Origin of the sequence: Sphingomonas sp. CD22 (genome assembly GCF_034556155.1) — a bacterium.
Classification (GTDB): Bacteria; Pseudomonadota; Alphaproteobacteria; order Sphingomonadales; family Sphingomonadaceae; genus Sphingomonas.
This window is the reverse complement of the sequence record NZ_JAYDYX010000004.1, coordinates 211,662-236,161: the sequence shown is the minus strand read 5'-3', so window position 1 is coordinate 236,161 and position 24,500 is coordinate 211,662. Positions and strand designations below refer to the sequence as shown.

25 protein-coding genes are annotated in these 24,500 nt (G+C 69.3%); 10 read left to right on the top strand and 15 right to left on the bottom strand.

Annotated elements, in window-relative coordinates; translation table 11 throughout:
* The first annotated feature begins 6 nt into the window (after nt 1-6).
* Entirely contained in the window at nt 7-447 is a 441-nt protein-coding gene (locus tag SFC76_RS09780) for a thioesterase family protein (protein WP_322849288.1), read from the top strand.
* Nucleotides 448-589: 142 nt separating this feature from the next.
* Here the strand turns inward: SFC76_RS09780 and SFC76_RS09775 are convergent, their stop codons facing one another.
* The 3 genes from SFC76_RS09775 to SFC76_RS09765 form a co-directional block, all read right to left on the bottom strand.
* Nucleotides 590-1,234, bottom strand: a complete 645-nt coding sequence (locus SFC76_RS09775) for a class I SAM-dependent methyltransferase (protein WP_322849287.1) — start codon at nt 1,232-1,234, stop codon at nt 590-592.
* A complete protein-coding gene (locus SFC76_RS09770; protein ID WP_322849286.1) occupies nt 1,227-2,447 on the bottom strand; it encodes a DUF3419 family protein in 1,221 nt (406 codons plus the stop codon). The genes SFC76_RS09775 and SFC76_RS09770 overlap by 8 nt, the downstream gene beginning before the upstream one ends.
* A gap of 87 nt (nt 2,448-2,534) precedes the next feature.
* Entirely contained in the window at nt 2,535-4,148 is a 1,614-nt protein-coding gene (locus SFC76_RS09765; protein WP_322849285.1) for a phosphoenolpyruvate carboxykinase, read from the bottom strand.
* Nucleotides 4,149-4,422: 274 nt separating this feature from the next.
* On the opposite strand from SFC76_RS09765, the gene SFC76_RS09760 reads away from it, so the two are divergent.
* Genes SFC76_RS09760 through SFC76_RS09730 form a run of 7 tightly spaced genes read left to right on the top strand, consistent with a single transcriptional unit; the run spans nt 4,423 to nt 9,544 of the window.
* Complete coding sequence (locus SFC76_RS09760) at nt 4,423-5,130, top strand: response regulator transcription factor (RefSeq protein WP_322849284.1); 708 nt, start codon at nt 4,423-4,425, stop codon at nt 5,128-5,130.
* Entirely contained in the window at nt 5,099-6,670 is a 1,572-nt protein-coding gene (locus tag SFC76_RS09755) for a sensor histidine kinase (RefSeq protein WP_322849283.1), read from the top strand. Before SFC76_RS09760 ends, SFC76_RS09755 begins: the two co-directional genes overlap by 32 nt.
* The gene (locus SFC76_RS09750) at nt 6,667-7,095 is read left to right on the top strand and encodes an aldolase (protein WP_322849282.1); all 429 of its coding nucleotides are present in this window, start codon (nt 6,667-6,669) and stop codon (nt 7,093-7,095) included. The genes SFC76_RS09755 and SFC76_RS09750 overlap by 4 nt, the downstream gene beginning before the upstream one ends.
* Before the next feature lie 10 nt (nt 7,096-7,105).
* Nucleotides 7,106-8,014, top strand: coding sequence for an RNase adapter RapZ (rapZ, locus tag SFC76_RS09745; RefSeq protein WP_322849281.1), 909 nt, complete (start codon nt 7,106-7,108; stop codon nt 8,012-8,014).
* A gap of 14 nt (nt 8,015-8,028) precedes the next feature.
* On the top strand, nt 8,029-8,436 hold the full coding sequence (locus tag SFC76_RS09740; protein ID WP_038659276.1) for a PTS sugar transporter subunit IIA: 408 nt from the start codon (nt 8,029-8,031) through the stop codon (nt 8,434-8,436).
* Nucleotides 8,433-8,708 carry an HPr family phosphocarrier protein gene (locus SFC76_RS09735; protein ID WP_322849280.1) on the top strand — a complete coding sequence of 92 codons (276 nt, stop codon included), beginning with the start codon at nt 8,433-8,435 and terminating at the stop codon, nt 8,706-8,708. The genes SFC76_RS09740 and SFC76_RS09735 overlap by 4 nt, the downstream gene beginning before the upstream one ends.
* Before the next feature lie 38 nt (nt 8,709-8,746).
* Nucleotides 8,747-9,544 (top strand): RNA methyltransferase, encoded by a 798-nt coding sequence (locus tag SFC76_RS09730; protein ID WP_322849279.1) that lies wholly within the window; start codon nt 8,747-8,749, stop codon nt 9,542-9,544.
* Nucleotides 9,545-9,902: 358 nt separating this feature from the next.
* On the opposite strand, the gene SFC76_RS09725 is transcribed toward SFC76_RS09730, so the two are convergent.
* The 4 genes from SFC76_RS09725 to recR form a co-directional block, all read right to left on the bottom strand.
* Complete coding sequence (locus SFC76_RS09725) at nt 9,903-10,124, bottom strand: hypothetical protein (protein WP_322849462.1); 222 nt, start codon at nt 10,122-10,124, stop codon at nt 9,903-9,905.
* Between the two features lie 20 nt (nt 10,125-10,144).
* On the bottom strand, nt 10,145-11,596 hold the full coding sequence (locus SFC76_RS09720) for a DNA recombination protein RmuC (protein WP_322849278.1): 1,452 nt from the start codon (nt 11,594-11,596) through the stop codon (nt 10,145-10,147).
* 281 nt (nt 11,597-11,877) lie between these two features.
* Complete coding sequence (gene def / locus SFC76_RS09715; RefSeq protein ID WP_322849277.1) at nt 11,878-12,396, bottom strand: peptide deformylase; 519 nt, start codon at nt 12,394-12,396, stop codon at nt 11,878-11,880.
* Between the two features lie 182 nt (nt 12,397-12,578).
* Nucleotides 12,579-13,172: a recombination mediator RecR gene (gene recR, locus SFC76_RS09710; RefSeq protein WP_322849276.1), complete on the bottom strand. Its 594-nt coding sequence runs from the start codon at nt 13,170-13,172 to the stop codon at nt 12,579-12,581.
* Nucleotides 13,173-13,226: 54 nt separating this feature from the next.
* Between recR and fmt the strand changes: the two genes are divergently transcribed.
* Together fmt and truA are read left to right on the top strand one after the other, a co-directional pair.
* Nucleotides 13,227-14,138 carry a methionyl-tRNA formyltransferase gene (gene fmt / locus SFC76_RS09705; protein WP_322849275.1) on the top strand — a complete coding sequence of 304 codons (912 nt, stop codon included), beginning with the start codon at nt 13,227-13,229 and terminating at the stop codon, nt 14,136-14,138.
* Nucleotides 14,135-14,872, top strand: a complete 738-nt coding sequence (gene truA / locus SFC76_RS09700; protein WP_322849274.1) for a tRNA pseudouridine(38-40) synthase TruA — start codon at nt 14,135-14,137, stop codon at nt 14,870-14,872. The genes fmt and truA overlap by 4 nt, the downstream gene beginning before the upstream one ends.
* A 135-nt stretch (nt 14,873-15,007) precedes the next feature.
* On the opposite strand, the gene SFC76_RS09695 is transcribed toward truA, so the two are convergent.
* The 8 genes from SFC76_RS09695 to SFC76_RS09660 all read right to left on the bottom strand — a co-directional run bounded on the left by SFC76_RS09695 (nt 15,008) and on the right by SFC76_RS09660 (nt 24,491).
* Nucleotides 15,008-16,195, bottom strand: a complete 1,188-nt coding sequence (locus tag SFC76_RS09695; RefSeq protein WP_322849273.1) for a class I SAM-dependent RNA methyltransferase — start codon at nt 16,193-16,195, stop codon at nt 15,008-15,010.
* Nucleotides 16,192-17,580: an NAD(P)H-hydrate dehydratase gene (locus SFC76_RS09690; protein WP_322849272.1), complete on the bottom strand. Its 1,389-nt coding sequence runs from the start codon at nt 17,578-17,580 to the stop codon at nt 16,192-16,194. Before SFC76_RS09690 ends, SFC76_RS09695 begins: the two co-directional genes overlap by 4 nt.
* Entirely contained in the window at nt 17,577-17,972 is a 396-nt protein-coding gene (locus SFC76_RS09685; protein ID WP_322849271.1) for a hypothetical protein, read from the bottom strand. Before SFC76_RS09685 ends, SFC76_RS09690 begins: the two co-directional genes overlap by 4 nt.
* Nucleotides 17,959-19,677, bottom strand: coding sequence for a dihydroxy-acid dehydratase (gene ilvD, locus SFC76_RS09680; protein ID WP_322849270.1), 1,719 nt, complete (start codon nt 19,675-19,677; stop codon nt 17,959-17,961). The genes SFC76_RS09685 and ilvD overlap by 14 nt, the downstream gene beginning before the upstream one ends.
* A gap of 43 nt (nt 19,678-19,720) precedes the next feature.
* Nucleotides 19,721-20,635 (bottom strand): glycosidase, encoded by a 915-nt coding sequence (locus SFC76_RS09675; RefSeq protein WP_322849269.1) that lies wholly within the window; start codon nt 20,633-20,635, stop codon nt 19,721-19,723.
* 11 nt (nt 20,636-20,646) lie between these two features.
* The gene (locus tag SFC76_RS09670) at nt 20,647-21,414 is read right to left on the bottom strand and encodes an SDR family NAD(P)-dependent oxidoreductase (protein WP_322849268.1); all 768 of its coding nucleotides are present in this window, start codon (nt 21,412-21,414) and stop codon (nt 20,647-20,649) included.
* A 258-nt stretch (nt 21,415-21,672) separates the two neighbouring features.
* Nucleotides 21,673-22,023 (bottom strand): response regulator, encoded by a 351-nt coding sequence (locus SFC76_RS09665; protein ID WP_322849267.1) that lies wholly within the window; start codon nt 22,021-22,023, stop codon nt 21,673-21,675.
* 92 nt (nt 22,024-22,115) lie between these two features.
* Nucleotides 22,116-24,491 (bottom strand): response regulator, encoded by a 2,376-nt coding sequence (locus SFC76_RS09660; RefSeq protein WP_322849266.1) that lies wholly within the window; start codon nt 24,489-24,491, stop codon nt 22,116-22,118.
* Nucleotides 24,492-24,500: the final 9 nt, after the last annotated feature.

The following is a 24,500-nucleotide window of genomic DNA, read 5'->3' as shown; positions in this document are numbered from 1 at the left end:
GAACGGGTGACACAGAGCATCCCCCACAGCTTTCCGATCGGCATCGATCCCGCCGACATCGATTTCATGGGGCACGTCAACAACGCGAGCTATCTGAAGTGGGTGCAGGACGCCGTGGTCAGCCACTGGCAGAAGCTCGCGCCGGCCGAGGCGGTCACCGCGCACCTCTGGGTCGCTCTGAAACATGAGATCACCTATCGCAAGCCGACCTTCCTCGGCGACGACGTGATCGCGACGGTGCTGCTCGAAAAGGTACAGGGCGCGCGCGCCTTCTACGAGACGGTGATCCGGCGCGGCGAAGAGGTGCTCGCCGAGGTCAAATCGAGCTGGTGCTGCCTGGATGCGGAGACGCTGCGGCCGGCACGGCTGGCGCGCGATATCGTCGAGCAGTTCTTCCAGCGGGGCGATGGTCCGTTGCCGGCGACGGGGTTGGTCGAGCGCGGCTGACCCGGTCTGCGGATCGACCGATAAGGTAGCGACGCTGCGCTTCCGTACGACCTATAGAAACCGGTCGGCGGCTTCTGCACTTGGTGGTTTCAGAACGAGGCCGGACCAAAAAGCCGGGCCGTTCCACCGCTCTTCACGAAGCCTAGGCGACCCACGCGATCTGCGAATAATCCCGCCAGAGCTTCTGCGTCTCGGACTTGCGGTCATGGCTCGCCGCTATCCGCGACACCTCCGCCGCCAGATCCGCGCGCGGCGTGACGTCGAAATGCGCGAGCCACGCCAGGAACGGCTTGCGCCAGATCGCCGGCCAGCCCGATTGCGTGCCGAAGTCGACCACCGCCAGTCGCCCGGTATCGCGCGTCACCGCCAGCCCCTGCTCCAGCGCCTCCCGCCATGGCGGTATCATCGACAGCGTGTAGCTGAACATCACGCGATCGAACCGCATGACCCCGAACAGCGCCTGCGCGTCAAAACCGGCGGCATCCCCCTGCGCCAGCGTTATCCGGTCCGACAGGCCGGCGGCGGCGACGTTGGCGCGCGCGGTGGTGAGCATCGCTGCGGAGATGTCGATGCCGTACAGCCGGGCACCGGGCCAGGCGCGGGCGGCGCGGACCAGATTGCGTCCCGTCCCGCACCCGATCTCCAGCAACGTGCCGCCCGCGTGGAGGTCGAGCCCGTCGATCAGGCGATCCCGCCCGAACAGATAATATTTGCGCGTGAGATCATAGATATGCCGCTGCCCACCGTAGATGCGGTCCATGCGGGTGGCGTGATCCCCGTCAACCATCGGCGAGCACGTAGAGGTGGACGCCGCCGTAGATCGCCGACCGGTCCTGCGTGGTGAAATGGCGCGACGCCTCCGCCTGATAGCGCCAGCGTGCAACGATCGGATCGGGGACGCGGCCGGGGATGATGTCGGCCTCGCCTGCGGTGCGGAACAGGATGCGCGCACCGGGACGCGCGGTGCGGGTGATCTGCGCCCAGAGATCGCCGAGCTGCTCGTCGGTCATCCAGTCCTGCGCGTCGAGCAGGATATAGCGGTCGCGCGACGCGGCAGGCAGGCCGGCGAGATGCTCGGTCATATTGGCGTGGCGGAGATCGACGCGGCCGACACGCGCGACGATCGCGTCATAATGATCCGCCTGCAGATAGGGTGGCAACGGTGCGGTCGGCCCCTCGCCGTAGCGGCGGCCGAACGCCTGCCACGCGAAATAATTGTCGCGCAGGTCGAAGCCGCAGGCGAGCTTTTCGAGCCGCTGGCGCAGCACCGCCGCCATCCGGCCATCGCCGGCGAGCGCCTCGAACTGCGCGGGCGGGATGCCGAGGCCGAACAACGAGGCGGGCTGGTCGGTCAGCCATTTGACGAAGCCGCGATCGAACACCGGCGCGAAATCGCGTTCGAAGATCGCGCGCTGTTCCTCGATCGTCTCGGCTTCGAGCAGCAGGCGCGGATCGACGCCGTTGAGCCTGGCGAGCAGATGCGCCGCACCGATGAAGCGGCCGAGCAGCCCGCGCTTGTGGACGCCGCTGGCGAAACCGGCGATGCGGCGGCGGCCGGTGAGATCGCGTCCCTCCCAGTAACGGCGGGTCGGCTCGTCGATATGCGGGCGGATATGACGCTGATAGGCGGCGAGATTGTCGCGGCTGGCGGCATGGCCAAAGAATCGGTGGAAGCTTGCGTGATCGGGCAGATGGCGCGCCGCGGCGAGCTTGAGCGTGCCGAGCGCGATATGCGCGGTGTTGAGGTCGACCGCGTCGATCGCTTTGGGGTTCGCCGTCAGATAGGACAGCATGTTGCAGCCGCCCGAGGCGATGGTGACGACATGGCTGTCGGGCGTGATCGCCAGCGCCGCCATGTCGACCACCGGGTCTTCCCAGATCTGCGCATAGACGAGGCCGCGGAACGCCCAGGTGAAGGCGCGTTCGAGCAGGCCCTGTTTGGAAAGCTGGCCGTGCCGCTGCATCGCGGCCGCGACGGCCTTTTGCGTCTCACCGGTCATTCATCCGCCCCTCATGGTCATGGGAGCGGCCCATGCGCCGCCATTGTGACGGCGCATGGTCGTTCGTGCGATGCTATCGTGACAGCATCACGCCGCTTCGGTCACCTGTGGTGCCGACTGGCGGACGCCGGCATCGACGTGATCGTCGAATTGCGCGAAATTCTCGACGAAGAGATCGACGAGTTTCGCGGCGGTGGCGTCATAGGCGGCGGTATCCGCCCAGGTGCTGCGCGGGTCGAGGATCGCGCCGTCGACGCCCGGCACCGCGACCGGCACCTGGAAGCCGAAATTGGGATCGGTGCGGAATTCGCCGTGCTTAAGGCTGCCGTCGAGCGCGGCGTTGAGCAAGGCGCGGGTCGCCTTGATCGGCATGCGATGGCCGATGCCATATTTGCCGCCGGTCCAGCCGGTGTTGACCAGCCAGCAATCCACCCCGCCCTCGGCGATCCGCTCCTTGAGCAGATTGCCGTAGACCGAGGGGTGACGCGGCATGAACGGCGCGCCGAAACAGGTCGAGAAGGTGGCGTCGGGTTCGGTGACGCCGATTTCGGTGCCGGCGACGCGCGCGGTATAGCCGGACAGGAAATGGTACATCGCCTGATCGGGGGTCAGCTTGGCGATCGGCGGCAGCACGCCATAAGCGTCCGCGGTCAGCATCACGATGTTTCTGGGCACCCCGCCCATATTGTCGGCTGAGGCATTGGGGATGAAGTCGATCGGATAGGCGCCGCGGCTATTCTCGGCGAGGCTGTTGTCGTCGAGATCGAGCTGGCGGGTGACCGGGTCCATCACGACATTCTCGAGCACCGTGCCAAAGCGCTTGGTGGTCGCGAAGATCTCCGGTTCGGCATCGGGCGACAGGCGGATCATCTTGGCGTAGCAGCCGCCCTCGAAATTGAAGACCGCCGTATCCGACCAGCCATGCTCATCGTCGCCGATCAGCGTACGGCTGGCATCGGCGCTGAGCGTCGTCTTGCCGGTGCCGGACAGGCCGAAGAACACCGCGGTCGAGCCGTCCGCGCCCATATTGGCCGAACAATGCATCGGCATCACGCCGCTTTTGGGCAGCAGATAGTTGAGCAGGCCGAACACCGACTTCTTCATCTCGCCGGCATAGCGGGTGCCGCCGATCAGGATCAGCTTCTCGGTGAAATTGACCGCGATCACGGTCTCGCTGCGCGTGCCGTGGCGCGCGGGATCGGCGCGGAAGCTCGGCAGGTCGATGATCGTATATTCGGGGACGAAGCCCTGCAGCTCACGCTCCTGCGGGCGGACCAGCATCGTGCGAATGAACAGATTGTGCCACGCGAGCTCGTTGACGACGCGCACGCGCACCCGGTTCTCGGGCTGCGAACCGCCGTAGAGATCCTGGACGAACAGATGCTCCTTGTCGCGCAGCGCAGCGAGGAAATCGGCCTTGAGCGCGGCGAAATGCGCCGGGTCCATGCCCTTGTTGGACTTGCCCCACCAGACGCTGTCCTCGGTCTCTGCGTCGCGGACGATGAACTTGTCCTGCGCGGAGCGGCCGGTGTGCGCGCCGGTTTCGACCACCAGCGGCCCGTCGGCGCTGAGCTTGCCCTCGCCGCGGGCGACCGCGGCCTCGACCAGCCGTGCGGTGACGAGGTTCCAGTGGAGATCGGCTCTCGTCTCGATATGTTGGCTCGCGAGACCTGCGTGCGGAATGCGCTCGTTCACGTACATCCTCCCAATGCGTTCGGCCCGGCGCGCGCATCCTGGGGAGGGTCTGCACGCACGCCGGTGATCGAGATGGCATAAGGGCACCCGGACGTAGCGTCAAACCGCAGCGCGACGGATGGTGGGTCGTTACGGGACGGGATGACGCTGGTTTCACTCGGCATTGCCCTCGATCGCATGGCGGCGGTTCGCGACGTGGCCCGGCCTGCCGCTTCACCCCGGTTGAGCCTAGCGCCGCTTTGCCCTACCGCATACCGATGATGCCGAGGGTTCCCCACGCATGACGGCGACGATCGCGCTGGTCGACGACGACCGCAACATCCTGACCTCGGTCTCGATCGCCTTGCAGACCGAGGGGTTCCTGACCCGCGTCTATTCGGACGGCGAGACCGCGCTCAAGGCATTGACCGACAATCCGCCCGATCTCGCCATCTTCGATATCAAGATGCCGCGGATGGACGGGCTCGAACTGCTGCGCCGATTGCGCGAGAAGAGTCAGATCCCGGTCATCTTCCTGACCAGCAAGGACGACGAACTCGACGAGGCGCTCGGGCTGGCGATGGGTGCGGACGATTATATCGCCAAACCGTTCAGCCAGCGGCTGCTGATTGCGCGCATCCGCGCGATCCTGCGCCGCACCGACCTCGCCACCGCGCCCACCGAGGACAATGAGGCGGCGGGCGCCGGGCCGCTGGTGCGCGGGCGGCTGTCGATGGACCCGGCGCGGCACCGCACCACCTGGGGCGGCGAGCCGGTGACGCTGACCGTCACCGAATTCCTGATCCTCGAAACGCTCGCGCAGCGGCCGGGGATCGTCAAGACGCGCAACCAGTTGATGGATGCCGCCTATCAGGACGACATCTACGTCGACGACCGTACCATCGACAGCCATATCAAGCGCCTGCGCCGCAAGTTCCGCGGCGTCGATCCCACCTTCGACGCGATCGAGACCCTGTATGGCGCCGGATACCGATTCTCCGAGGAGTGAGCCGCGGCCGGAGGGCGGCGATCTCGCGCTGCGCTGGTCGGGGCAGATCTCGCTCACCCGGCGGATCCTCGCGGTCAACATCATCGCACTGCTGCTGCTCGCCGGCGGCTTCTTCTATCTCGATTCGTATCGCAGCCGGATCGTCGACAGCCGCGTCGCGCAGGCGGGGCGCGAGGCGCGGCTGATCGGCGAGGCGCTGGCGATGGTCGCCCCCGACCAGCGCGACGACCTGCTGCGGCGGCTGGCGCGCGATACCGGTGCGCGGCTGCGCGTGTTCGATGCGGCGGGGCGGACGATGGCCGACAGCCGGGCGCTCGGCTCGCGCAACGCGGTGCTGCTCGATCCCGACAAACAGGCGTGGGATCAGGTGGTGGCGCGGTGGCTCGATGCGGGAATCGACATCATCGTCGGCGCGGCGCGTCCGCCGCTCTATCGCGAGCGGAGCGACGCGCGGCAATGGCCCGACGTGCGGCAAGCGCGTGCGGGCGAGAGTTCGGCGAGCGTCTGGCGTGCGCCCGACCGGACGCCGGTGATCACCGCCGCGGCGCCCCTGCCGAGCGGCGGCGTGGTGATGACGACGATCAACGCGCGCGACATCACCCAGACGGTGCGGATCGAGCGCTTCCGCTTGAGCCTCGTGCTGCTGCTGGTCACGATCGTGTCGGTGGCACTGTCGCTGTTCCTCGCGCGGACGATCGTGCGGCCGCTGCGCCGGCTGGCCCGCGCGGCTATCCGCGTGCGACTGGGGCGCGCGCGCGAAGTGGTGGTGCCCCGCCTGCCCTCGCGCCGCGACGAGATCGGCAGCCTCGCGCGGGCGCTGTCCGACATGAGCCTCGCGCTGCGCGCGCGGATCGATGCGACCGAGGCGTTCGCGGCGGACGTCACCCATGAGATGAAGAACCCGCTCGCCTCGCTGCGCTCGGCTGTCGAGGGGCTCGACGCGGTCAGGGACCCGGAGTTGCGCGAGCGGCTGCTGTCGATCGTCCGCGACGACGTGCACCGGCTCGACCGGTTGATCACCGACATTTCCGAGGCGTCGCGCCTCGACGCGCAGCTCAGCCGCGCGAAGTTCGAGGCGATCGACATCGCGGCGATGATCCGCGCGCTCGTCGACCAGCGGCTCGCCCGCGAGGTCGAGCGGGGCGTGCGGCTGCGCTTCGATCATGCCGGCACAGCGCTGGTGACGCTCGGCGAGGGCGCGCGGCTCGAACGCGTGTTCGACAACCTCATCGACAATGCGCTGTCCTTCTCGCCCGATGGCGCGCTGATCGCGATCGCGGTGGCACGCGAGGGCGACGATCTCGTCGTCCGCGTCGAGGACGAGGGGCCGGGCGTGCCCGAAGAGGCGCGCGAGGCGATCTTCCGCCGCTTCCAGTCGATCCGGCCCGAGGCGGAGGCGTTCGGGCAGCATTCCGGCCTCGGCCTCGCCATCGCGCGGACGATCGTCGAGGCGCATCAGGGCAGCATCGCGGTCGAATCGCGCGAGGACCGGCTGGGCGGTGCGCGCTTCGTCGTCCGCCTGCCGCTCGCCGAGCGATGAGCGAAACCGAACGCTGCCATGCGACCTGCGTCGCGATCGACGGGCGCGCGGTGCTGCTCGAAGGACCGCCGGGCGCCGGCAAGTCCGACCTCGCGCTGCGGCTGATCGATCGCGGCGCGATGCTGGTCAGCGACGACCAGACGTTGCTGGTTGGGGACGGCGCGATCGTGCTGGCGCGCGCGCCGGCGACGATCCGCGGGCGGATCGAGCTGCGCGGCGTGGGGATCGTGACGATGGCCGCGGTCGATGACGTGCCGGTCGCGCTGATCGTGCGGCTCGACGGCACGCCGCTCCGCATGCCAGAGCGCCACTGGCGCCGGCTGGCGGGAATCGCGGTGCGTGAGATCGCGCTCGATGCCTTCCACGCCGCGACGCCGCTGAAGATCGAATGGGCGCTGCGCCAGCCCGAGGCGACACCGGAATGAGGTTCGTGCCATGACCAAGGACATATTGCTCGTCACCGGCCTGTCCGGCGCGGGCAAGTCGACCGTGCTCAAGACGCTGGAGGATCTCGGCTGGGAGGTGGTCGACAATCTGCCGCTGGTGCTGCTCGACCGATTGCTCGACGCGCCGCTCGCCGCCGGGACGGCGGACGACAGCCAGCCGCTGGCGATCGGCATCGGCGCGCGCACCCGCGATTTCGACCCGGCGCGGATCGTCGAGCGCATCCGCTCGCTGCGCGACGACCATGGCCTCGACATCGGCATGCTGTTCCTCGACTGTTCGGGCGCCGAGCTGGAGCGCCGCTATTCGGAGACGCGGCGGCGGCACCCGCTCGCCCCCGACCGGCCGGCGGGCGACGGCATCGCCCGCGAACGCGAGATGCTGCGGCCGTTGCGCGATTGGGCGAACCGGCTGATCGACACCACCGACCTCTCCGCCAATGCATTGGCGCAGCAGGTGCGTACGACCTTTGCCGGGCACGGCCGCGACGAGCCGGTGCTGTCGATCCAGTCGTTCGGCTTCGCCCGCGGGCTGCCGCGCAACGCCGATCTGGTGTTCGACATGCGCTTTCTGCGCAATCCGCATTGGGACCCGGTGCTGCGGCCGGGGACCGGGCTCGACGCCGACGTCGCCGCTTATGTCGCTGCCGACCCTGCCTATCCGCAGGCGATGGAGCAGATCGGCAGCCTGCTCGAACTCCTCATCCCGCGGTACCGCGCCGAGGGGAAATCCTATGTCAGCGTCGCGATCGGTTGTACCGGAGGGAGACACAGATCGGTCCATGTCGCCGAGTATCTCGCTGACCGGTTGCGCAAAGCGGGTTTTTCGCCCACCATTACGCATCGCGACCTCGGGGCCGCACCGCAGGACTCGCTCGAGGGGCCGCCGGCCAGCAAATGAGTAACGTATCTGAGATGATTGGCCTCGTTCTGGTGACGCACGGGCGGCTCGCCGAAGAATTCGTGACCGCGATGATCCATGTCGTCGGTCCACAGGATCGCATCGCGACGATCTCGATCGGTCCCGACGACGATATGGAGGAGCGGCGCGCCGATATCGCCACCGCGATCGGTGCGGTCGATTCGGGCCGCGGCGTGATCGTGCTGACCGACCTGTTTGGCGGCACGCCGTCCAACCTCGCGATTTCGTTGATGGAACGCGGGCGGGTCGAAGTGATCGCGGGCATGAATTTGCCGATGCTCATCCGGCTCGGCTCGGCGCGCAAATCGATGAAGGTCGTCGAGGCGGTCGCCGCGGCGCGCGAGGCCGGGCGCAAATATATCTCGGTCGCCTCCGAAGTGCTCGGCGAGGCGGCGGCGTGAGCGCGGAGGTCACGCGCACCGTCCTCATCACCAACAAGCGTGGGTTGCACGCGCGGGCGAGCGCCAAGTTCGTCACGCTCGCCTCGACCCAGCCGGTCGAGGTCAAGGTCAGCAAGGACGACGGCGCGGTGACAGGCACGTCGATCATGGGCCTGATGATGCTCGGCGCCGCCAAGGGCGATTCGATCACGATAAGCGCGAGCGGCGACGGCGCCGAGGCGGCAGTTGGCGCGCTCTGCGAGCTGGTCGAGGCCAAGTTCGGCGAAGATTGAGCTTGCGCTGACCGGCCGCTGTGCCGGAGGGGGAACCTATGCCCCGTGAGATCACCGCCTTTTCCAACCCGCTCGTCAAATACGCCCGCGAACTGCGCGACAAGCGCCATCGCCGCGGCGCGCGCCAGTTCATGGCCGAGGGGTTGCGCATCCTCACCGAGGCGCGCGAGACCGGGCGACTGCCGCGCATCCTCTTCTACGCGGCGGGCAATGCCGACCACCCGCTGGTCCATGCGCTGTCGATCGACGTCGAGATGGCGGGCGGCGAGTCGATCCAGACGACGCCCGACATCCTGTCCAAATTGTCGGGCAAGGACAATCCGCAGGCGGTGGTCGGCGTATTCGACGAGTTCGACCGGACGCTGGCCGATCTCGATCGGACCACATCGAAGATCTGGCTGGTCGCCGAGCGGCTGCGCGATCCCGGCAATCTCGGCACGATCCTGCGCACCGCCGATGCGGTGGGCGCGGGCGCGCTGATCCTGATCGGCGAATGCGTCGATCCCTTCTCGGTCGAGGCGGTGCGCGCCAGCATGGGCGCGCTGTTCACCATTCCGGTGGTGCGCAGCGAATGGGGGCCGTTCCTCGGCTGGCTGCGCGAGGGGCCGGGGCAACTCGTCGGGCTGAGCCTCGATACCAACCATGATTATCGGGCGGCGCGCTACGCTACGCCGACCTTCCTGCTGACCGGCAACGAGGCGCAGGGGATGCCGGCGGACTATGCCGCGGCGTGCGACCTGCTGGTCAAGATCCCGATGCTGGGGAAAGCGGACAGTCTCAACGCCGCGGTGGCGACGGCGGTGATGGCCTATGAGGTGTTGGCGCAGCACGGCTAGGGGCGGCATCGAAGTCATTCCTCCCCCGCCAGGGGGAGGTGGCATGCCGAAGGCATGACGGAGGGGGAGGACACGCAACCGAAGTGATCGCTTTCCTCCCCCTCCGTCACGGCTTCGCCGCGCCACCTCCCCCTGGCGAGGGAGGACTTTCAATCTGGATGCCTATCCTCGCTACTGGTCCTGCCGCCGCCTCGCGCATGACGCAAAGATGGACAAGTTGGACACCTCAATCGAAACGATCGAGCCCTATCGTTTCGATTTCTGCACCGATGAGAAAGAGCCGGATGGGTAGCACGATGGCCGCCTGTAGGACAGCGGTGCCGGTTTCGGCCGCAGCGTCAACGCCTTGCCGACCGGCCTAGCCACCGACCATGCCGCTGACCCGGATTGAGCCGCCGCGGTCGATGATGCGGCCGGAGACCATGCCGCTGATCCGTGCGCGGGCGCCGGCCTCGACGTAGACGTCACCGGCGACCATGCCGCTGATCCTGACGTCGCAGCCCGATCGGACGATCACGTCGCCGGCGACCATGCCCGACACGCGCCCGTCGCGATCCATGATGACGTCGCCGTCGTGCATGCCCTTCACCGCCCGCTCCTCTATTCCGCCGCATCCGGCAGGCGCAGCGCTTCCTCGCCGTAGCGCGCGAGTGCCTCGACGGGTTCCGCGACGCCGATCTCGCGCGCGCCGGGTTCGATATTGAGGTCGCGGAACTTGCGCGCCGACACCAGGGCGCGGCTTTCGAAGCTCGAGACGAAATTGTTGTAATTGTTGACCGCGGTGGTCAGGCCCCCGCCGACCTTGCGGAGGTCCTCGCCGGCCTTGGCGAGCCGGTCGTAGAGTTCCTTGCCGAGCGCGCCGATCGCGCGGGCTTCGGTCGCCAGTTTCTCCTGCCGCCAGACCGCCGCCACGGTGCGCGCGATCGCGATCAGATTGGTCGGCGTGGCGAGCAGGACCTTCTTGTCGAAGGCATAATCCCACAGGCCGGCATCGTGCTCCAGCGCGGCGGAGAGGAAATGCTCGCCGGGGACGAACATCACGACATATTCGGGCGTATCGTCGAACTGAGACCAATAGGCCTTGGCGGACAGGCCGTTGATATGCGCGCGCATCGACGCGGCATGCGCGGTGAGGCCGATATGGCGCTCGCTCTCGTCGACCGCGCCGAACGCGTCCTGATAGGCGTTGAGCGACACCTTGGCGTCGATGATCAGCGACTTGCCGCCGGGAACGCGGACGATCGCGTCGGGGCGCAGGCGACCGCCCTCGCCGTCGGCGACGCTGACCTCCATCGCGAAGTCGGTATGTTCGGCGAGGCCGCAGGTTTCGAGCACGTTGCGAAGCTGCTGCTCGCCCCAGCGGCCGCGCGCCTTGGGCGCGTTGCGCAGCGCGTTGACCAATTTGGCCGCCTCGCCGGAGACGCGCTCCTGGCCGAGCCGCATCTGTTCGATCTGGCCCTTGAGATCGCCGAAGGCGTCGCGGCGCTCGGCCTCGACCTTGGCGACGCCTTCCTCGTAGCGGAGCAGGCGGTCGTTGACCGGCTGGAGCAGCGATTTGAGGTTGGTGCCGGCGAGTTCCTCCGACTGGCGGAAGCGGGCCTCGGCACGATCGAGGAACGCTTTTTGCGCGTCGGTCAGCGCCTTGTTGGCGAGGTCGTTGAACCGCGCCGCCATCTGCTCCTTGGCGTCGCGCATGTCGATCAGGCGCGCCTCGAACGCCTCGACCTGTGCGCCGGTGGTGGCGAGCGCGGTGCGGGCGGCGTCGCGATCGGCGCGGATTGCGGAGAGTTCGTCGCGCAGCGCATCGAGCGTGGCGGCGCGATCCTCCGCCTGCGCACGGAGCGCGGCGAGGTCGCGCATCGCCTCGTTGCGTTCGCGCTCGACCGCGTCGCGGGCGCGGGCGGCGATCTCGGCGTCGGCGGCCTTGCTCTGCGCGACGGCGAGATCGGCGGTGAGGCTGCCGGCCCTGCGGCTGGCGAGCAGCCAACCGACGAGCAGCCCCGCCGCGAGCGCGAGGATGGCGATGATGACGATCGTCAGGTCCACGGTCATTCCCTTTGGCGGCCGGCGGACGTCATGGCGGACGTCGGCGGCGGTCTTTTCGTGACGAGGAACATAGATCGAACGTCGGAGGGAGGACAGTCCCTAATTGCGGGATATGGACGCTCGACGCTGCCCGCCTCAGTCTCCCCCTGTCACGGGCGGGGCCGACACACAGGACCGTTCATGTAAGCACTTCGCGTTCCAAGCACTGGGCAGTGTCGCGGAGGTTTCGAACGAGTCCGGGGTGACGGATGCGGAGGAAGCGGAGCGAGCCGCCCCGCGCCTGTGCGTCAGCGGCGCATTTTCGTCAGTTTCTTCATGACCATGTCGCGCTTGAGGCGGCTGATATGGTCGATGAAGAGGATGCCGTTGAGATGATCGATCTCGTGCTGCATGCAGGTCGAGAGCAGGCCGGTCAGCTCTTCCTCATGGGCTTCGCCCTGTTCGTCGAGCCAGCGGACGCGGCAGCGCGCCGGGCGGGCGACGTCGGCATATTGTTCGGGGATCGACAGGCAGCCTTCGTTGTAGCTGCTCGTCTCTTCGCTGACCGATCGGATTTCGGGGTTGATATAGGCGTGCGGCGCCTTGATCGGCTTGTCTTCCTCGTCCTTCTCGTCCTGCAGGTCGATGACGAGGATGCGGCTGTCGACGCCGACCTGGATCGCGGCGAGGCCGATGCCGTTGGCGTCGTACATCGTGTCGATCATGTCCTGGACGAAGGCGCGCGTTTCGTCGGTGACCTGCTCGACGGGCTTGGAGATCAGGCGCAGGCGCGGATCGGGGACTTCGACGATGGGGAGGACTGCCATGCCCGGTCAGCTAGGTGGCGAGGGGTTTGGCGTCAAGTTCGAGCATAGTCCTCCCCGGCACGGGGAGGGGGACCATGCGTTGGCATGGTGGAGGGGGCTCTCCTCCCGCGTAGGCGCGTGTGGAAGCCCCCCTCCACCACGCATCTGCGATGCGCGGTCCCCCTCCCCGTGCCGGGGAGGAATTACACTGGACGCCGCGCGCGCAGCGCCTGCGCGAGCGTGCCTTCGTCGAGATAATCCAGTTCGCCGCCGACCGGCAGGCCGTGGGCGAGCTGGGTCACGCGTACCGGGAAGCGTTCGATGCGGTCGGCGAGGTAATGCGCCGTCGTCTGGCCCTCCAGCGTCGCGTTCATCGCGAGGACGACCTCGTCGATGCCGCCGGCCTCGATCCGGGTGACCAGGGTCTCGATCGCGAGATCCTCGGGGCGGATGCCTTCGAGCGCCGACAATCGGCCGCCGAGGACGTGGAAGCGGCCGGGGAAAAGCCGCGAGCGTTCGAGCGCCCACAGGTCCGCCACTTCCTCCACCACGCAGAGCGATCGTTGGTCGCGGCGCGGGTCGGCGCAGATCGCGCAGGGGTTGGCGGTGTCGACGTTGCCGCAGGTCGCGCAGGTCTCCAGCCGTTCGTCGACCGCCTCCAGCGCGGCGCGCAAGGGACCGAGCGCCGCCTCGCGCTTCTTGAGCAGATGGAGCACCGCGCGGCGTGCCGACCGCGGCCCAAGTCCGGGGAGGCGCGCGAGCGCCTGGGTCAGGGCTTCGATTTCGGGAGAGGCCATGACGGAACAGATAGGGGGTTGCGCCATCGCCCGCCAGCGCGTTGAAGACACCCCATGCGGATCATCTTCATGGGAACTCCCGACTTCGCCGTACCGACGCTGGAGGCGCTGGTTTCGGCCGGACATGACGTCGTCGCGGCCTATAGCCAGCCGCCGCGCCCCGGCGGGCGGCGCGGGCGCGAGACGGTCGCCTCGGCGGTGCAGCAGCGCGCCGAGGCGCTGGGGATCGCGGTGCGGCATCCGGTCAGCCTGAAGGGCGCGGAGGAGCAGGCGGCGTTCGCGGCGCTGGACGCGGATGTCGCGGTGGTGGCGGCCTACGGGCTGATCCTGCCCAGGGCGGTGCTGGCCGTGCCGCGCTTCGGGTGTCTCAACGTGCATGGCTCGCTGCTGCCGCGCTGGCGCGGGGCGGCGCCGGTGCAGCGCGCGATCCTCGCCGGCGATGCCGAGACGGGGGTCGGGATCATGCAGATGGAGGCGGGGCTCGATACCGGGCCGGTGCGGCTGGAGGGGCGCGTGGCGGTCGATCGCAAGACCTCGGGCGAGCTGACCGAAGAGCTGGCGGCGTTGGGTGCGGGGTTGATGGTCGAGGTGCTCGGCGATCTCGATGCGCATCCGCCCGTGGCGCAGCCCGAGGCGGGCGTCACCTATGCGAGCAAGATCGACAAGGCGGAGGCGCGGATCGATTTCACGCGCAGCGCCGTGGAGGTCGAGCGGCTGGTGCGGGCGATGAACCCCGCGCCGGGGGCGTGGCTGGAGATCGCGGGCGAGCGGGTCAAGGTGCTCGGCGCCGACGTGCTGCCGTTCAGCTTCCCCGGCGGCGAGGGGACGACGGTGGACGATGCGCTGACGGTCGCCTGCGGCGACGGCGCGATCCGGCCGACGCTGGTGCAACGCGCCGGGCGCGGTGTGACCAGCACCGCCGAGTTGCTGCGCGGCTTTCCGGTGCGGTCGGGCACGCAGCTTTGACGCGGTTCGCGCTGACGGTGGAATATGACGGCCGGCCGTTCATGGGCTGGCAGCGGCAGAAGCATGGGCCGAGCGTGCAAGCGGCGCTGGAGGAGGCGGTGTTCGCGGTGACCGGCGAGCGGACCGCGGTCCATGCCGCTGGGCGGACCGATGCCGGGGTGCATGGGCTTGGGATGCGCGCGCATGTCGATATCGCCAAGGATATCGCGCCGTTCCGGTTGATGGAGGCGCTGAACGCGCGGGTGCGGCCGGCGCCGGTCGCGGTGCTCGACTGCATCGTTGTGGCGGACGATTGGCATGCCCGGTTTTCGTGTCTGGGGCGGGCGTATGAGTATCGCATCGTCAACCGGCGGGCGCCGCTGACCTGGGAGGCGGGGCTGGCGTGGCAAGTGCCGCAGGTGCTCGATGCCGACGCGATGGCGGCGGCGGCGGCGGTGCTGGTCGGGCGGCATGACTTCACGACGTTCCGCTCGGCGCATTGTCAGGCGGACAGCCCGGTGCGGACGCTCGATCTGCTGTCGGTGGCGCGCGAGGGCGAACGGATCGCGGTGCGCGCGGCGGCGCGGTCGTTCCTCCATCATCAGGTGCGCTCGATGGTGGGGTGTCTGGCGCTGGTCGGTATGGGGCGGTGGTCGGTGGACGACGTGCGGGTGGCGCTGGAGGCGCGGGATCGCGCGCGGCTGGGGCTGAACGCGCCGCCGGACGGGCTGTTCTTCGTGTCGGCGGTATATTGAGGTTCAGGCGAAGGCGCGAAGGTGTTGCGATCGGGGAAGCCGCAGGACATTCCCGCATGCAATTGCTCGTCTTTCGGTCGATCCGCTCGCCCTTGGCGGGACCTCTTCGCGCCTTCGCGCCTTCGCGTGAACCAATTACCGGATGAAGCGCGCCGCCAGTTCGACGTGGGTCGACCAGCGGAACTGGCCGACCGGCTGGACCCAGTCGATCCGCCAGCCTCCTTCGATCAGCAATTTCGCGTCGCGGGCGAAGCTCGACGGGTTGCAGGAGACGTAGCCGATCACCTTCGCCTGACAGGCGGCGAGCGCCTCGACCTGATCGCGCGCGCCGGCGCGGGGCGGATCGATGACGATCGCGTCGAAGCGGTCGAGTTCGGCGACCGTCAGCGGGCGGCGGTAGAGATCGCGGTGTTCGGTGAAGACCGGAAGCTGCCCCCTCCCCGCCGCTGATTTCAGCGAGAAGAGCGCGTCGCGAGCGCCCTCCGCGGCGTAGACGCGTGCCGGCAGCGCGAGGGTGAAGGTGCCGAGACCGGCGAACAGGTCGGCGATCGTCGCGGCGCCCCTGGTGGCCTCGCGCATCGCGGCGACGAGCGCGTCCTCGCCCTCCTGCGTGGCTTGCAGGAACGCGGCGGGCGGCAGCGGCACCGGATGGCCGCCGAGCGTGATCGTCACCGGCTGCGGCTCCCAGCGGGTCTCGGCGCCGATCCCGCTGTCGAGCGTGAAGCGCGCGATGGCGTGGCGCTCGCAGAAGCCGGTGATCGCCTCGGCGGCGGCGAGGCCGTCGGCGGTGAGGTTGGTGACCATCACGTCCGGCCCCTGATCCGACAGCGTCAGGTGGACGTCGCCGCGGCGCTTGAAGCCAAGCTTCTGGAGCAACGTCCGCAACGGGACGACGACCGCGAACAGCTTCGGCGCGAGGATATGGCATTCGCGCATGTCGACGATCGCATGGCTCTTCTCGGCGGTGAAGCCGAGCGTGACGCGGCCGCCCTTCCCCTCCGCGTGCAGCGTCGCGCGACGGCGGGTGTTGGGCGGCGAGACCAACGGCGGGCGCAGCGTGGCGGTCAGCTCCTGCCCGTCGAGCGCGCTGGCGACGCGGTCGGTGACGAAGGCGGCATAAGCGTCGTCGTCGAGATGCTGGAGCTGGCAGCCGCCGCATTCGGGGAAATGGCGGCACGGCGGCGCCTGGTGATGCGGGCCGTGGGTCAGCGTGCCGTCGGCGCCGAGCAGGTCGCCGGGCGCGGCGAAGGCGGCGTGGCGGCCGTCGGCGGTGACGCCGTCGCCGCGCGCCGCGACGCGTAAAATGGTGTCGGTGGAGGTCATGGGCCGGCTCTGGCCGGGGTGAGCGCATTTGCCAAGTCGTCGGCGATGAAGCTTTTCCCCGCCAGCGTCGCCGCCCGAGCGTGGAGCCAGACGCCGGCATCGGCGGCGGCGAGCGGATCGGCGTGGCCGTATGCGAGCTGCGCGGCGATCGTGCCGGCGAGCACGTCGCCGGTGCCGGCGGTGGAAAGCCACGGATTGCCGGCGGGATGGACGCGGGCGCCGGCGGCGCTGGCGACGATCGTCGTAGGGCCTTTGAGGACGACGATGGCGTCGGCGCGGGTGGCGGCGCTGCGCGCCTGATCGAGCAGCGAGCCTGCGGGGCTGCCGAAGAGCGCGCGGAACTCGCCGGCGTGGGGGGTGAGGACGACCGGGTTGCGGCGGGCGCGGAGCGCGTCCGGGTCGAGCAGGTGGAGCGCGTCGCCGTCGATGACGAGCCGGTGCGTGTCGGCGGCGATCAGCGCGGCAAGCCGCGCGCGTGCCTCGTCGTCGCGACCGAGGCCGGGACCGATCAGGATCGCGCCGATGCGGTCGTCGGCGAGCGCTTCGGGGTCGTAGGGGCGGTGGACGATGGCATCGGGGCCGCCCTGCCCGCTGCCGCCGTAGAGCGCGACATAGCCGGCGCCGCTGCGCAACGCGGCGACGGCGGCGAGGCGGGCGGCGCCCTCCATCGCGCCGGCGACGATCGCAACCATGCCGCGGGTGTATTTGTGCGAGGTCGGGCCGGGGTGCGGGAGCGTCGGCCGGTCGGCCACCATGACCGCATCAGGGCGGTCGATGCCGAGGTCGATCAGGCGGACATTGCCGCAGGCCGCCGCGGCGGGGTGGAGGACGTGTGCGGGCTTGAGCGCGCCGAGCGCGAGCGTCAGCGTGGCGGGGTGGTTCTTCGCCCAGTCGGGGGCATCTGCGGTGTCGGCATCGGTGCCGCTGGGCAGGTCGGCCGCGATGACGAGGCGGGCGGTGCGCGACAGGCGGGCGAGCGTCGCGTCGATCTCCGGTGCGAGCGGACGCGTCACGCCGGTGCCGAACAGGCAATCGATCAGCACCGGCGCGGGTGCGGTTTCGGCGAGCGCCTCGATCGGGCCGGTCCAGCCGGCGCGCGCGGCGATGGCAGCGTCGGTCTTCGGCGGGGCGCTGGCGGCCACGTGGACCGGGTGGCCGAGGCGGGCGAGCGTCGTCGCGGCGACATAGCCGTCGCCACCGTTGTTGCCGGGGCCGCAGACCACGAGAACGTCCGCACCGATGGCGAGACGGCGCGCGGCGGCGGCGATGCCCTCCCCCGCCCGCTGCATCAGCGCCTTTACCGACGTGCCAGCGGCGATCGCGGCATCTTCTGCGGCGCGCATCTGCGCGGCGGTGAGGATCGGCTGGCCGTCGATCGTGATCATCGTCCGGCCTTGATCGTCGCCGGCAGACGGTAACGATCGGTGCCGAGCGCGACGTCGATCGTGCCGGGTTCGGGGATCGTCACCTTCGCCGGCTCGGCGCCATCCGCCGCGACCACGCCGCGGCCGTCGCGCGTCACCAGCAGGCGGTGGAAGCCGCCGTCCGCATGACGCACGGTGAGGATCAGGCCGCGTTCGCTCTGCGTCTGCTCGACGGTGCAGTCGCGCTTGAGCGCTTCACCGCCGCGCGCGCAGAGGATGTTGCCGTCGTCCTCCGCCGCCTCCGCCTGCGCCGATTCCACCTGCGCCAGCGCGTTGTCGCCGGCATGCGGATCGCTGCACGCGGCGAGGAGCAGCAGCGCCGCTCCTGCGCCCCGGCGATCAGATATCCGCATAGACGTGGGTTTCGGCCTTGGCGCCGGGATGGGTGACAGCGCCCTGCCAAGCAGGACCGACGTTCTGGGCATAGCGCCACAATGCGCCCGAGCCGTAATCGTTCACCCGCGGCTGCCAGGCGGCGCGGCGCGCGGCCATCGTCGCGTCGTCGACGATGAGGTCGATCGTGCCGGCCTCGGCATCGATGCGGATCGTGTCGCCGTTCTCGACCAGGGCGATCGGGCCGCCCTCGGCCGCCTCGGGGCCGACATGGCCGATGCAGAAGCCGCGCGTCGCGCCCGAGAATCGGCCGTCGGTGATCAGCGCGACCTTCTCGCCCATGCCGAGCCCGTAGAGCGCCGCGGTGGTCGACAGCATCTCACGCATGCCGGGGCCGCCCTTCGGCCCCTCGTAGCGGATGACGAGCACTTCGCCTTCGTTGATCGAACGCGCTTCGACCGCGGCGAAGCAATCCTCCTCGCAGTCGAACACCCGCGCCGGCCCTTCGAACTGGAGGCGGTGCATGCCGGCGACCTTGACGATGCCGCCATCGGGGGCGAGGCTGCCGCGCAGGCCGACGACGCCGCCGGTCGGGCTCAACGGCGTCTTGACGTCGTAGATGACCTTCTGGTCGGGGTTCCACGTCACCTGATCGATGTTCTCGCCGAGCGTCTTGCCGGTGACGGTGATGCAATCGCCGTCGAGCAGACCGCCGGCAAGCATCGTCTTCATCAGCATGTAGACGCCGCCCGCCTCGTACATGTCCTTCGCCACATACTGCCCGCCGGGCTTGAGGTCGGCGATATACGGGGTCGACTTGAACGCCTCGGCGACGTCGAACAGGTCGAAATCGATACCCGCCTCGCTCGCCATCGCCGGCAGATGCAGCGCGGCGTTGGTCGAACCGCCGGTGGCGGCGACGACGCGCGCGGCGTTGATGAAGGCGGCGCGGGTGCAGATGTCGCGAGGACGCAATTGCTTCGCGACCAGCTCCATCACCTGCGCGCCGGCGGCGACGGCGATCTGCTCGCGCGTGCTGTACGGCGCGGGGACCATGTTGCTGTTGGGCAGGCTGAGGCCGATCGCCTCGCCGACGCAGGCCATGGTGTTGGCGGTGAACTGGCCGCCGCACGCGCCGTGGCCGGGACAGGCGACCTTCTCGAGTTCGTGCACCTCCGACAGCGGACAGGCGCCGGCGGCATATTTGCCGACCACCTCGAACACGTCGACGACGGTGACGTCGCGGTTCTGGAAGCGACCGGGCAGGATCGACCCGCCGTAGACGAAGATCGACGGGATGTTGAGGCGCAGCATCGCCATCATCATGCCGGGCAGCGACTTGTCGCAGCCGGCGAAGCCGACCAGCGCGTCGTAGCAATGGCCGCGCACCGACAGCTCGACCGAATCGGCGATCACCTCGCGGCTGACCAGCGACGCCTTCATCCCCTGATGGCCCATCGCGATGCCGTCGGTGACGGTGATCGTGTTGAAGCGGCGCGGCATGCCGCCGCCCTGGATCACGCCGGCCTGCGCGGCATCCGCCTGGCCGTCGAGCGTCGTATTGCACGGCGCCGAATTGTTGCCGGCGCTGGCGAGCGCGACGAACGGCTTGGCGATATCCTCCTCGCCGATCCCCATGGCGTAGTAATAGCTGCGGTGCGGAGCGCGTTCGGGGCCGACCGAGACGTGGCGGCTCGGCAGGCGGGACTTGTCAAACTGGGTCATGGCGACGCCCTATGTCGCGGGAGGGCCCTTCAACGCAAGCTTGTTACGCGTAATATCGGATGCGGGCGCGACGCAGGATGCGATCCTCCAGCGAAAAATAGAGCGAGATCATGCCGTCCTCGATGACGGTCGAGGCGGCGAAGGCGATGTCGGTCTTGGCGCGATCCTCGGGCGGCGGCGGCAGGATGACGGGTTCGAGCCCGCGACCGGTGACCGCAGCGAAATCGGGCGAGAAGCTGATCCAGCCGATCCGCCAGCGCGCGTCGAGCGTCGCGCCATTGTAGAACATCACCGGATCGGCGCCGGGCAGGCAGCAGACCGGGCCGGTCGACAGATGCCAATTGTCCCACGAATCGGCGCGGATCGGAAAGGGATCGGCGAGAGAGGTCCAGGGATCGCCGAGTCGCGCGGCGCGAGCGATGCCGACGCGCGAGGCGCCGATGCCGCGTTCCTCCGCGGCGGCATATTCGTAGAACAGGCGCCAGTCGCCCGCCGCGGTCTGCGCGAAGGTCGCTTCCTTGATATTGCCCTCGCCGGCCGGGGCGGCGAGCGCGACGCGGCGCTTGACCAGCGTGTCGAGCGTGGCGCCGCTCGCGGCGATCAACACACCCTGCGAGCGGGCGGCGTCGACGCCGGTGTAATAGACGACATAGCCGCCGTCGTCGGCGATCAGTACGGTAGGGTCCTCGCAGCCGCCGGCATCGGCGTCGGCGGGATCGGTGCCCGGCGCGATCGCGAGCTGCGCGTCGAGCGTGAAGTGGAGGCCGTCGTCGCTCCAGCCGCTGGCGATCAGGCCGGTGGGATCGGCGGGGCCGAGCGGATCGGGAACGCCGCGCACCAGCATGCGGTACCGGCCCTGCTCCCGCCAGACGAACGGGCTCATCAGGTCCATGCCGTCGATCGGCGAGCCGGGGGCGATGGTGACGGTGTCGAGGGCCTCGACGGCATAAGTGGGCATCGGGGGCGCTCCTATGCGCCCTGCGCGATGACGAGGGACAGCGCGCCGTCGATCGTGACGGTGGTGCCGGTGATATAATCCGCCGCGGGCGAGAGGAGGAAGGCGACGAGCGTCGCGACCTCGTCGGCAGTGCCGGCGCGGCCCCAGGGGATGTTCGCCTCCAGCTTCGCGCGATAGGCGGCGTCCTCCACCGCATGCGCGTTCATCGGGGTCAGGATCATGCCCGGGGCGATGCCGTTGACCGCGATCCGCGACGGCGCGAGTTCGAGCGCCAGCGTCGCGGTGAGCTGCGCGAGGCCGCCCTTGGCCGAATCGTAATCGGCACCACCGGGGCGCGGCGCGCGTTCGTGGATCGAGGAGATGTTGACGATGCGGCCGCCGGCCTTCGCCGCCTCGGCGGCGCGGACGAAGCGGCGGCAGGTGAGGAACGGGCCGTAGAGATCGGAACGCAGCACGCGATCGAACTGGTCGAGCGGCATGTCGACCAGCTTGGTGCCGGCCATGTTGAGACCGGCGGAATTGACCAGCCACGTCGCGGTGCCGAACCGCGCCTCGGTCTCTGCGAAGAGCGTTTCGACCGCGGCTTCGCTGGAGACGTCGCATTGCACGGCATGGGCGCGCGTCTCGCCGCCGGCCGCCTGCGCGACCGCCGCTGCGGCGGCGGCGTCGCGGAAATAGGTGAAGACGACGCGGGCGCCGGCCTTGGCGAGCGCCGCGACGCAGGCCGCGCCGATGCCGGATTCCCCGCCGGTGACGATCGCAATCGGTTCGCCTGCCACATCTGTTCCTTCTCGAAAGCCTCGATCGGTCAATGCGATCGCAAGGACCTTCGTTCCGGTGACAAATGCGTCATGCATGCGCGGGGCGCGCCTGTCGCTTCGCGCGATCGCCTGTCCTGTCGACCGTCGCCATACTTCTTCCGCTGTTCCTGCGAAGGCGGGAACCCAGAGCCAAGCAAGGAAACGTCCGGTAGCGCGCGCGACTCCTGGGCTCCCGCCTGCGCGGGAGCACCGGCCGAGTTTTGCGGAGGTCCCGGCCTAGAGCGCGTCCAGCGCCTTCGCCACGCCGTCCATGGTGAACGGCTTTTGCAGCACCGGGCGATCGCGGAATTGCGCGTCGACGCTGTCGTCGCTGCCGCCGGTGGCGAAGATGAAGGGGATGTCGCGTGCCGCCAACGCTTCGGCGATCGGCGTGCTCTTCTCGCCGCCGCGCAGGTTGACGTCGAGGATCGCGGCGTCGATGCCGCCGTCCGCGACCCGCGCGAGCGCGCCCGCGACCGTGTCGACGGTGCCGGCGGACGTCTTGTCCAGGACCTCGAGAAAATCCTCGAGCATCATCGCAATGAGAGGTTCATCCTCGACGATGAGGATCTGCGTAGGGGAAGCCATCCTGCGCCCTTACCCGCGGTCGTTGCGCAATGCCAACAGATGATTTCGCGGAACCTGTCCCGTTCCTGCCGCAGCGCGCCGTGGCGACGGCATCACCGCCCGACCAGCACGTCCCTCGCCGCCTCGGCGAGCTGCTGGACGCTGAACGGTTTGGGCAGGAAGGCGACGTTGTCGAGGTCGATCGAGCGGCGCAATTGCTCCTCGGCATAGCCCGACATGAAGATGATCGGCAGATCGGGATAACGGTCGCGGGCGTGGCGGACCATCGTCGGGCCGTCCATCGTCGGCATCACCACGTCGCTGATCAACAGGTCGGGGCGGCCGTTGCGGTCGAGCAGCTCCAGCGCCGCCTCGCCATTCTCCGCGGTCATCACGGTATAGCCCTGGCGGGTCAGCGCGCGCTCGGCGACGGCGCGGACCATGCCTTCGTCCTCGACCAGCAGGATCGTGCCGGTGCCCCACATCTCCACCGGCTTGGGACTGGGCCGCGAGGCGGGGACGCGGGTGACGGTGCCCGCGGCGTGGACCGGCAGGTACATGGTGAAGGTGGCGCCCTGCCCCGGCTTCGATTCGGCGAAGATCCAGCCGCCCGATTGCTTGACGATGCCGTAGACGGTCGACAGGCCGAGACCGGTACCCTTGCCGACCTCCTTGGTGGTGAAGAAGGGTTCGAAGATCTTGGGCAGGATCTCGGGGGGAATGCCGCCGCCCTCGTCGCTGACGACCAGGGCGGTGTAATCCGCGACGGGCAGGATGTCGGACGCCATCGCACGCACCTCGGTGGCGGTGACCGACTTGGTCTGGATGGTCAGCGTCCCGCCACCGCCCGGATTGTGCGCGAGCATCGCATCGCGCGCGTTGACCGCGAGGTTGACGACGACCTGTTCGAGCTGGCCGGGATCGGCGCGCACCGCGCCGAGGTTGCGGCCGTGCGTGACGTCGAGGCGGATCTGTTCGCCCATCAGCCGCTTGAGCAGATTGGAGACCTCGGCGACGACATCGGGCAGTTGCAGCGTCTGCGGACGCAGCGTCTGCTGGCGGCTGAACGCGAGCAACTGGCGGGTCAGGCTGGCGGCGCGGTTCGAGTTGGTGCGGATCTGCTGGATATCGTCGTAGTCGCTGTCGCCGGGCGAATGGCGCATCATCATCAGGTCGCAATGGCCGATGATCGCGGTCAGGATATTGTTGAAATCGTGCGCGACGCCGCCGGCGAGCTGGCCGACCGCCTGCATCTTGGTCGCCTGCGCGACCTCGCGCTTGAGGCGGCTCTCCTCGCTATTGTCCTTGAGGCTGAGCAGCACCGCGGCATCGCCCAGTCCGCGCGCGCCGGCGATGGTGAGCGCGACCGGCTCCTCGGGGTGGCTCTTGAGGCGCACCGCCATGTCGGAGGAATGCGTGGCACCACCGGCGAAGCGGCGGATCGCATCGGCGACCGCGGCCTTGTCCTCGCGCACGACGAGATCGCCCGGGTAGAGCGGCGGGGTGCGCGCGTCGACACCCGCGGCGCGGATGAAGGCGTCGTTCATCTGGAGGAACTTGCCCTCGCGATCGACCAGCGCCATCCCGAACGGCATCAGGCTGACGAGGCTGCGCACATGCGCCGAGGCCGAGGCGCCGATCGCGGGTGCGCTATCCTCGTCGTCGAGCAAAGCGACGAGCACCGGCGCATCCTCCGAATCCATGAAGGGGATCTGGACGACGCGCAGCGGCGTGCCGTCGAGCCCCTCGCGCTCGAAGCGGACGAGGCCGCGGCTGTCGGTGATCAGCAGCCGGGCGAAGTCGCGGCCCTCCAGCCGCTCGCCGCCGCCGAGCGCGCGCTGGGCCAGCACGCGATTGGCGGCGCGGACGCGGCCGTCGGGGCAGATCAGCGCCGCCATCACCCCGGCGCCACCGAGCCGATCGCCGGTCGCGCCCTCGATCAGCGCCTCGGTCGAGGCGGCGACGTCCTGCTCCTCGGTGACGCTGAACCGCCAGACGAGCATGTCGCCCTCGTCACCGGCGCGGGTGATGCGCGCGCAGACGCGGTGGACGCCGACGTGAAGGTTACGGACGACGCCGTTGCCCTCGCGCCAGGCGATACGGCCGGCGTTGCCGAGCAGGGCGACGCCGTCATTGTCGAGCGGCAGGCCGGGCGGGGTCGGGAAACCGGCGAACAGCGCCTCATAGGCGTCGTTGGCGCAGACCAGCCGGCCGGCACGATCGGTGATCGCGACCGCGTCGCTGCTCGCCTGCGCGACGGCGCGGGTGAACTCCCAGTCGATCGTACGCGGCTCGGTGGCGTGCTGCGGCGTCAGCAGCCGCCAGGCGAAGACCATGCCGGCGGCGATGATCCCGACCGCGAGGAAACCCGCCGCGGCGACGAGGCTGCCGACGACGGCGAGGATCAGCACCGCCGCGGCGAGCGTGATCGCGCCGGCGAGCAGCGCAGCGGTGCGGGTGGGGTTATCGAGGATCGGGGACGATGCCATCTCCGCGCC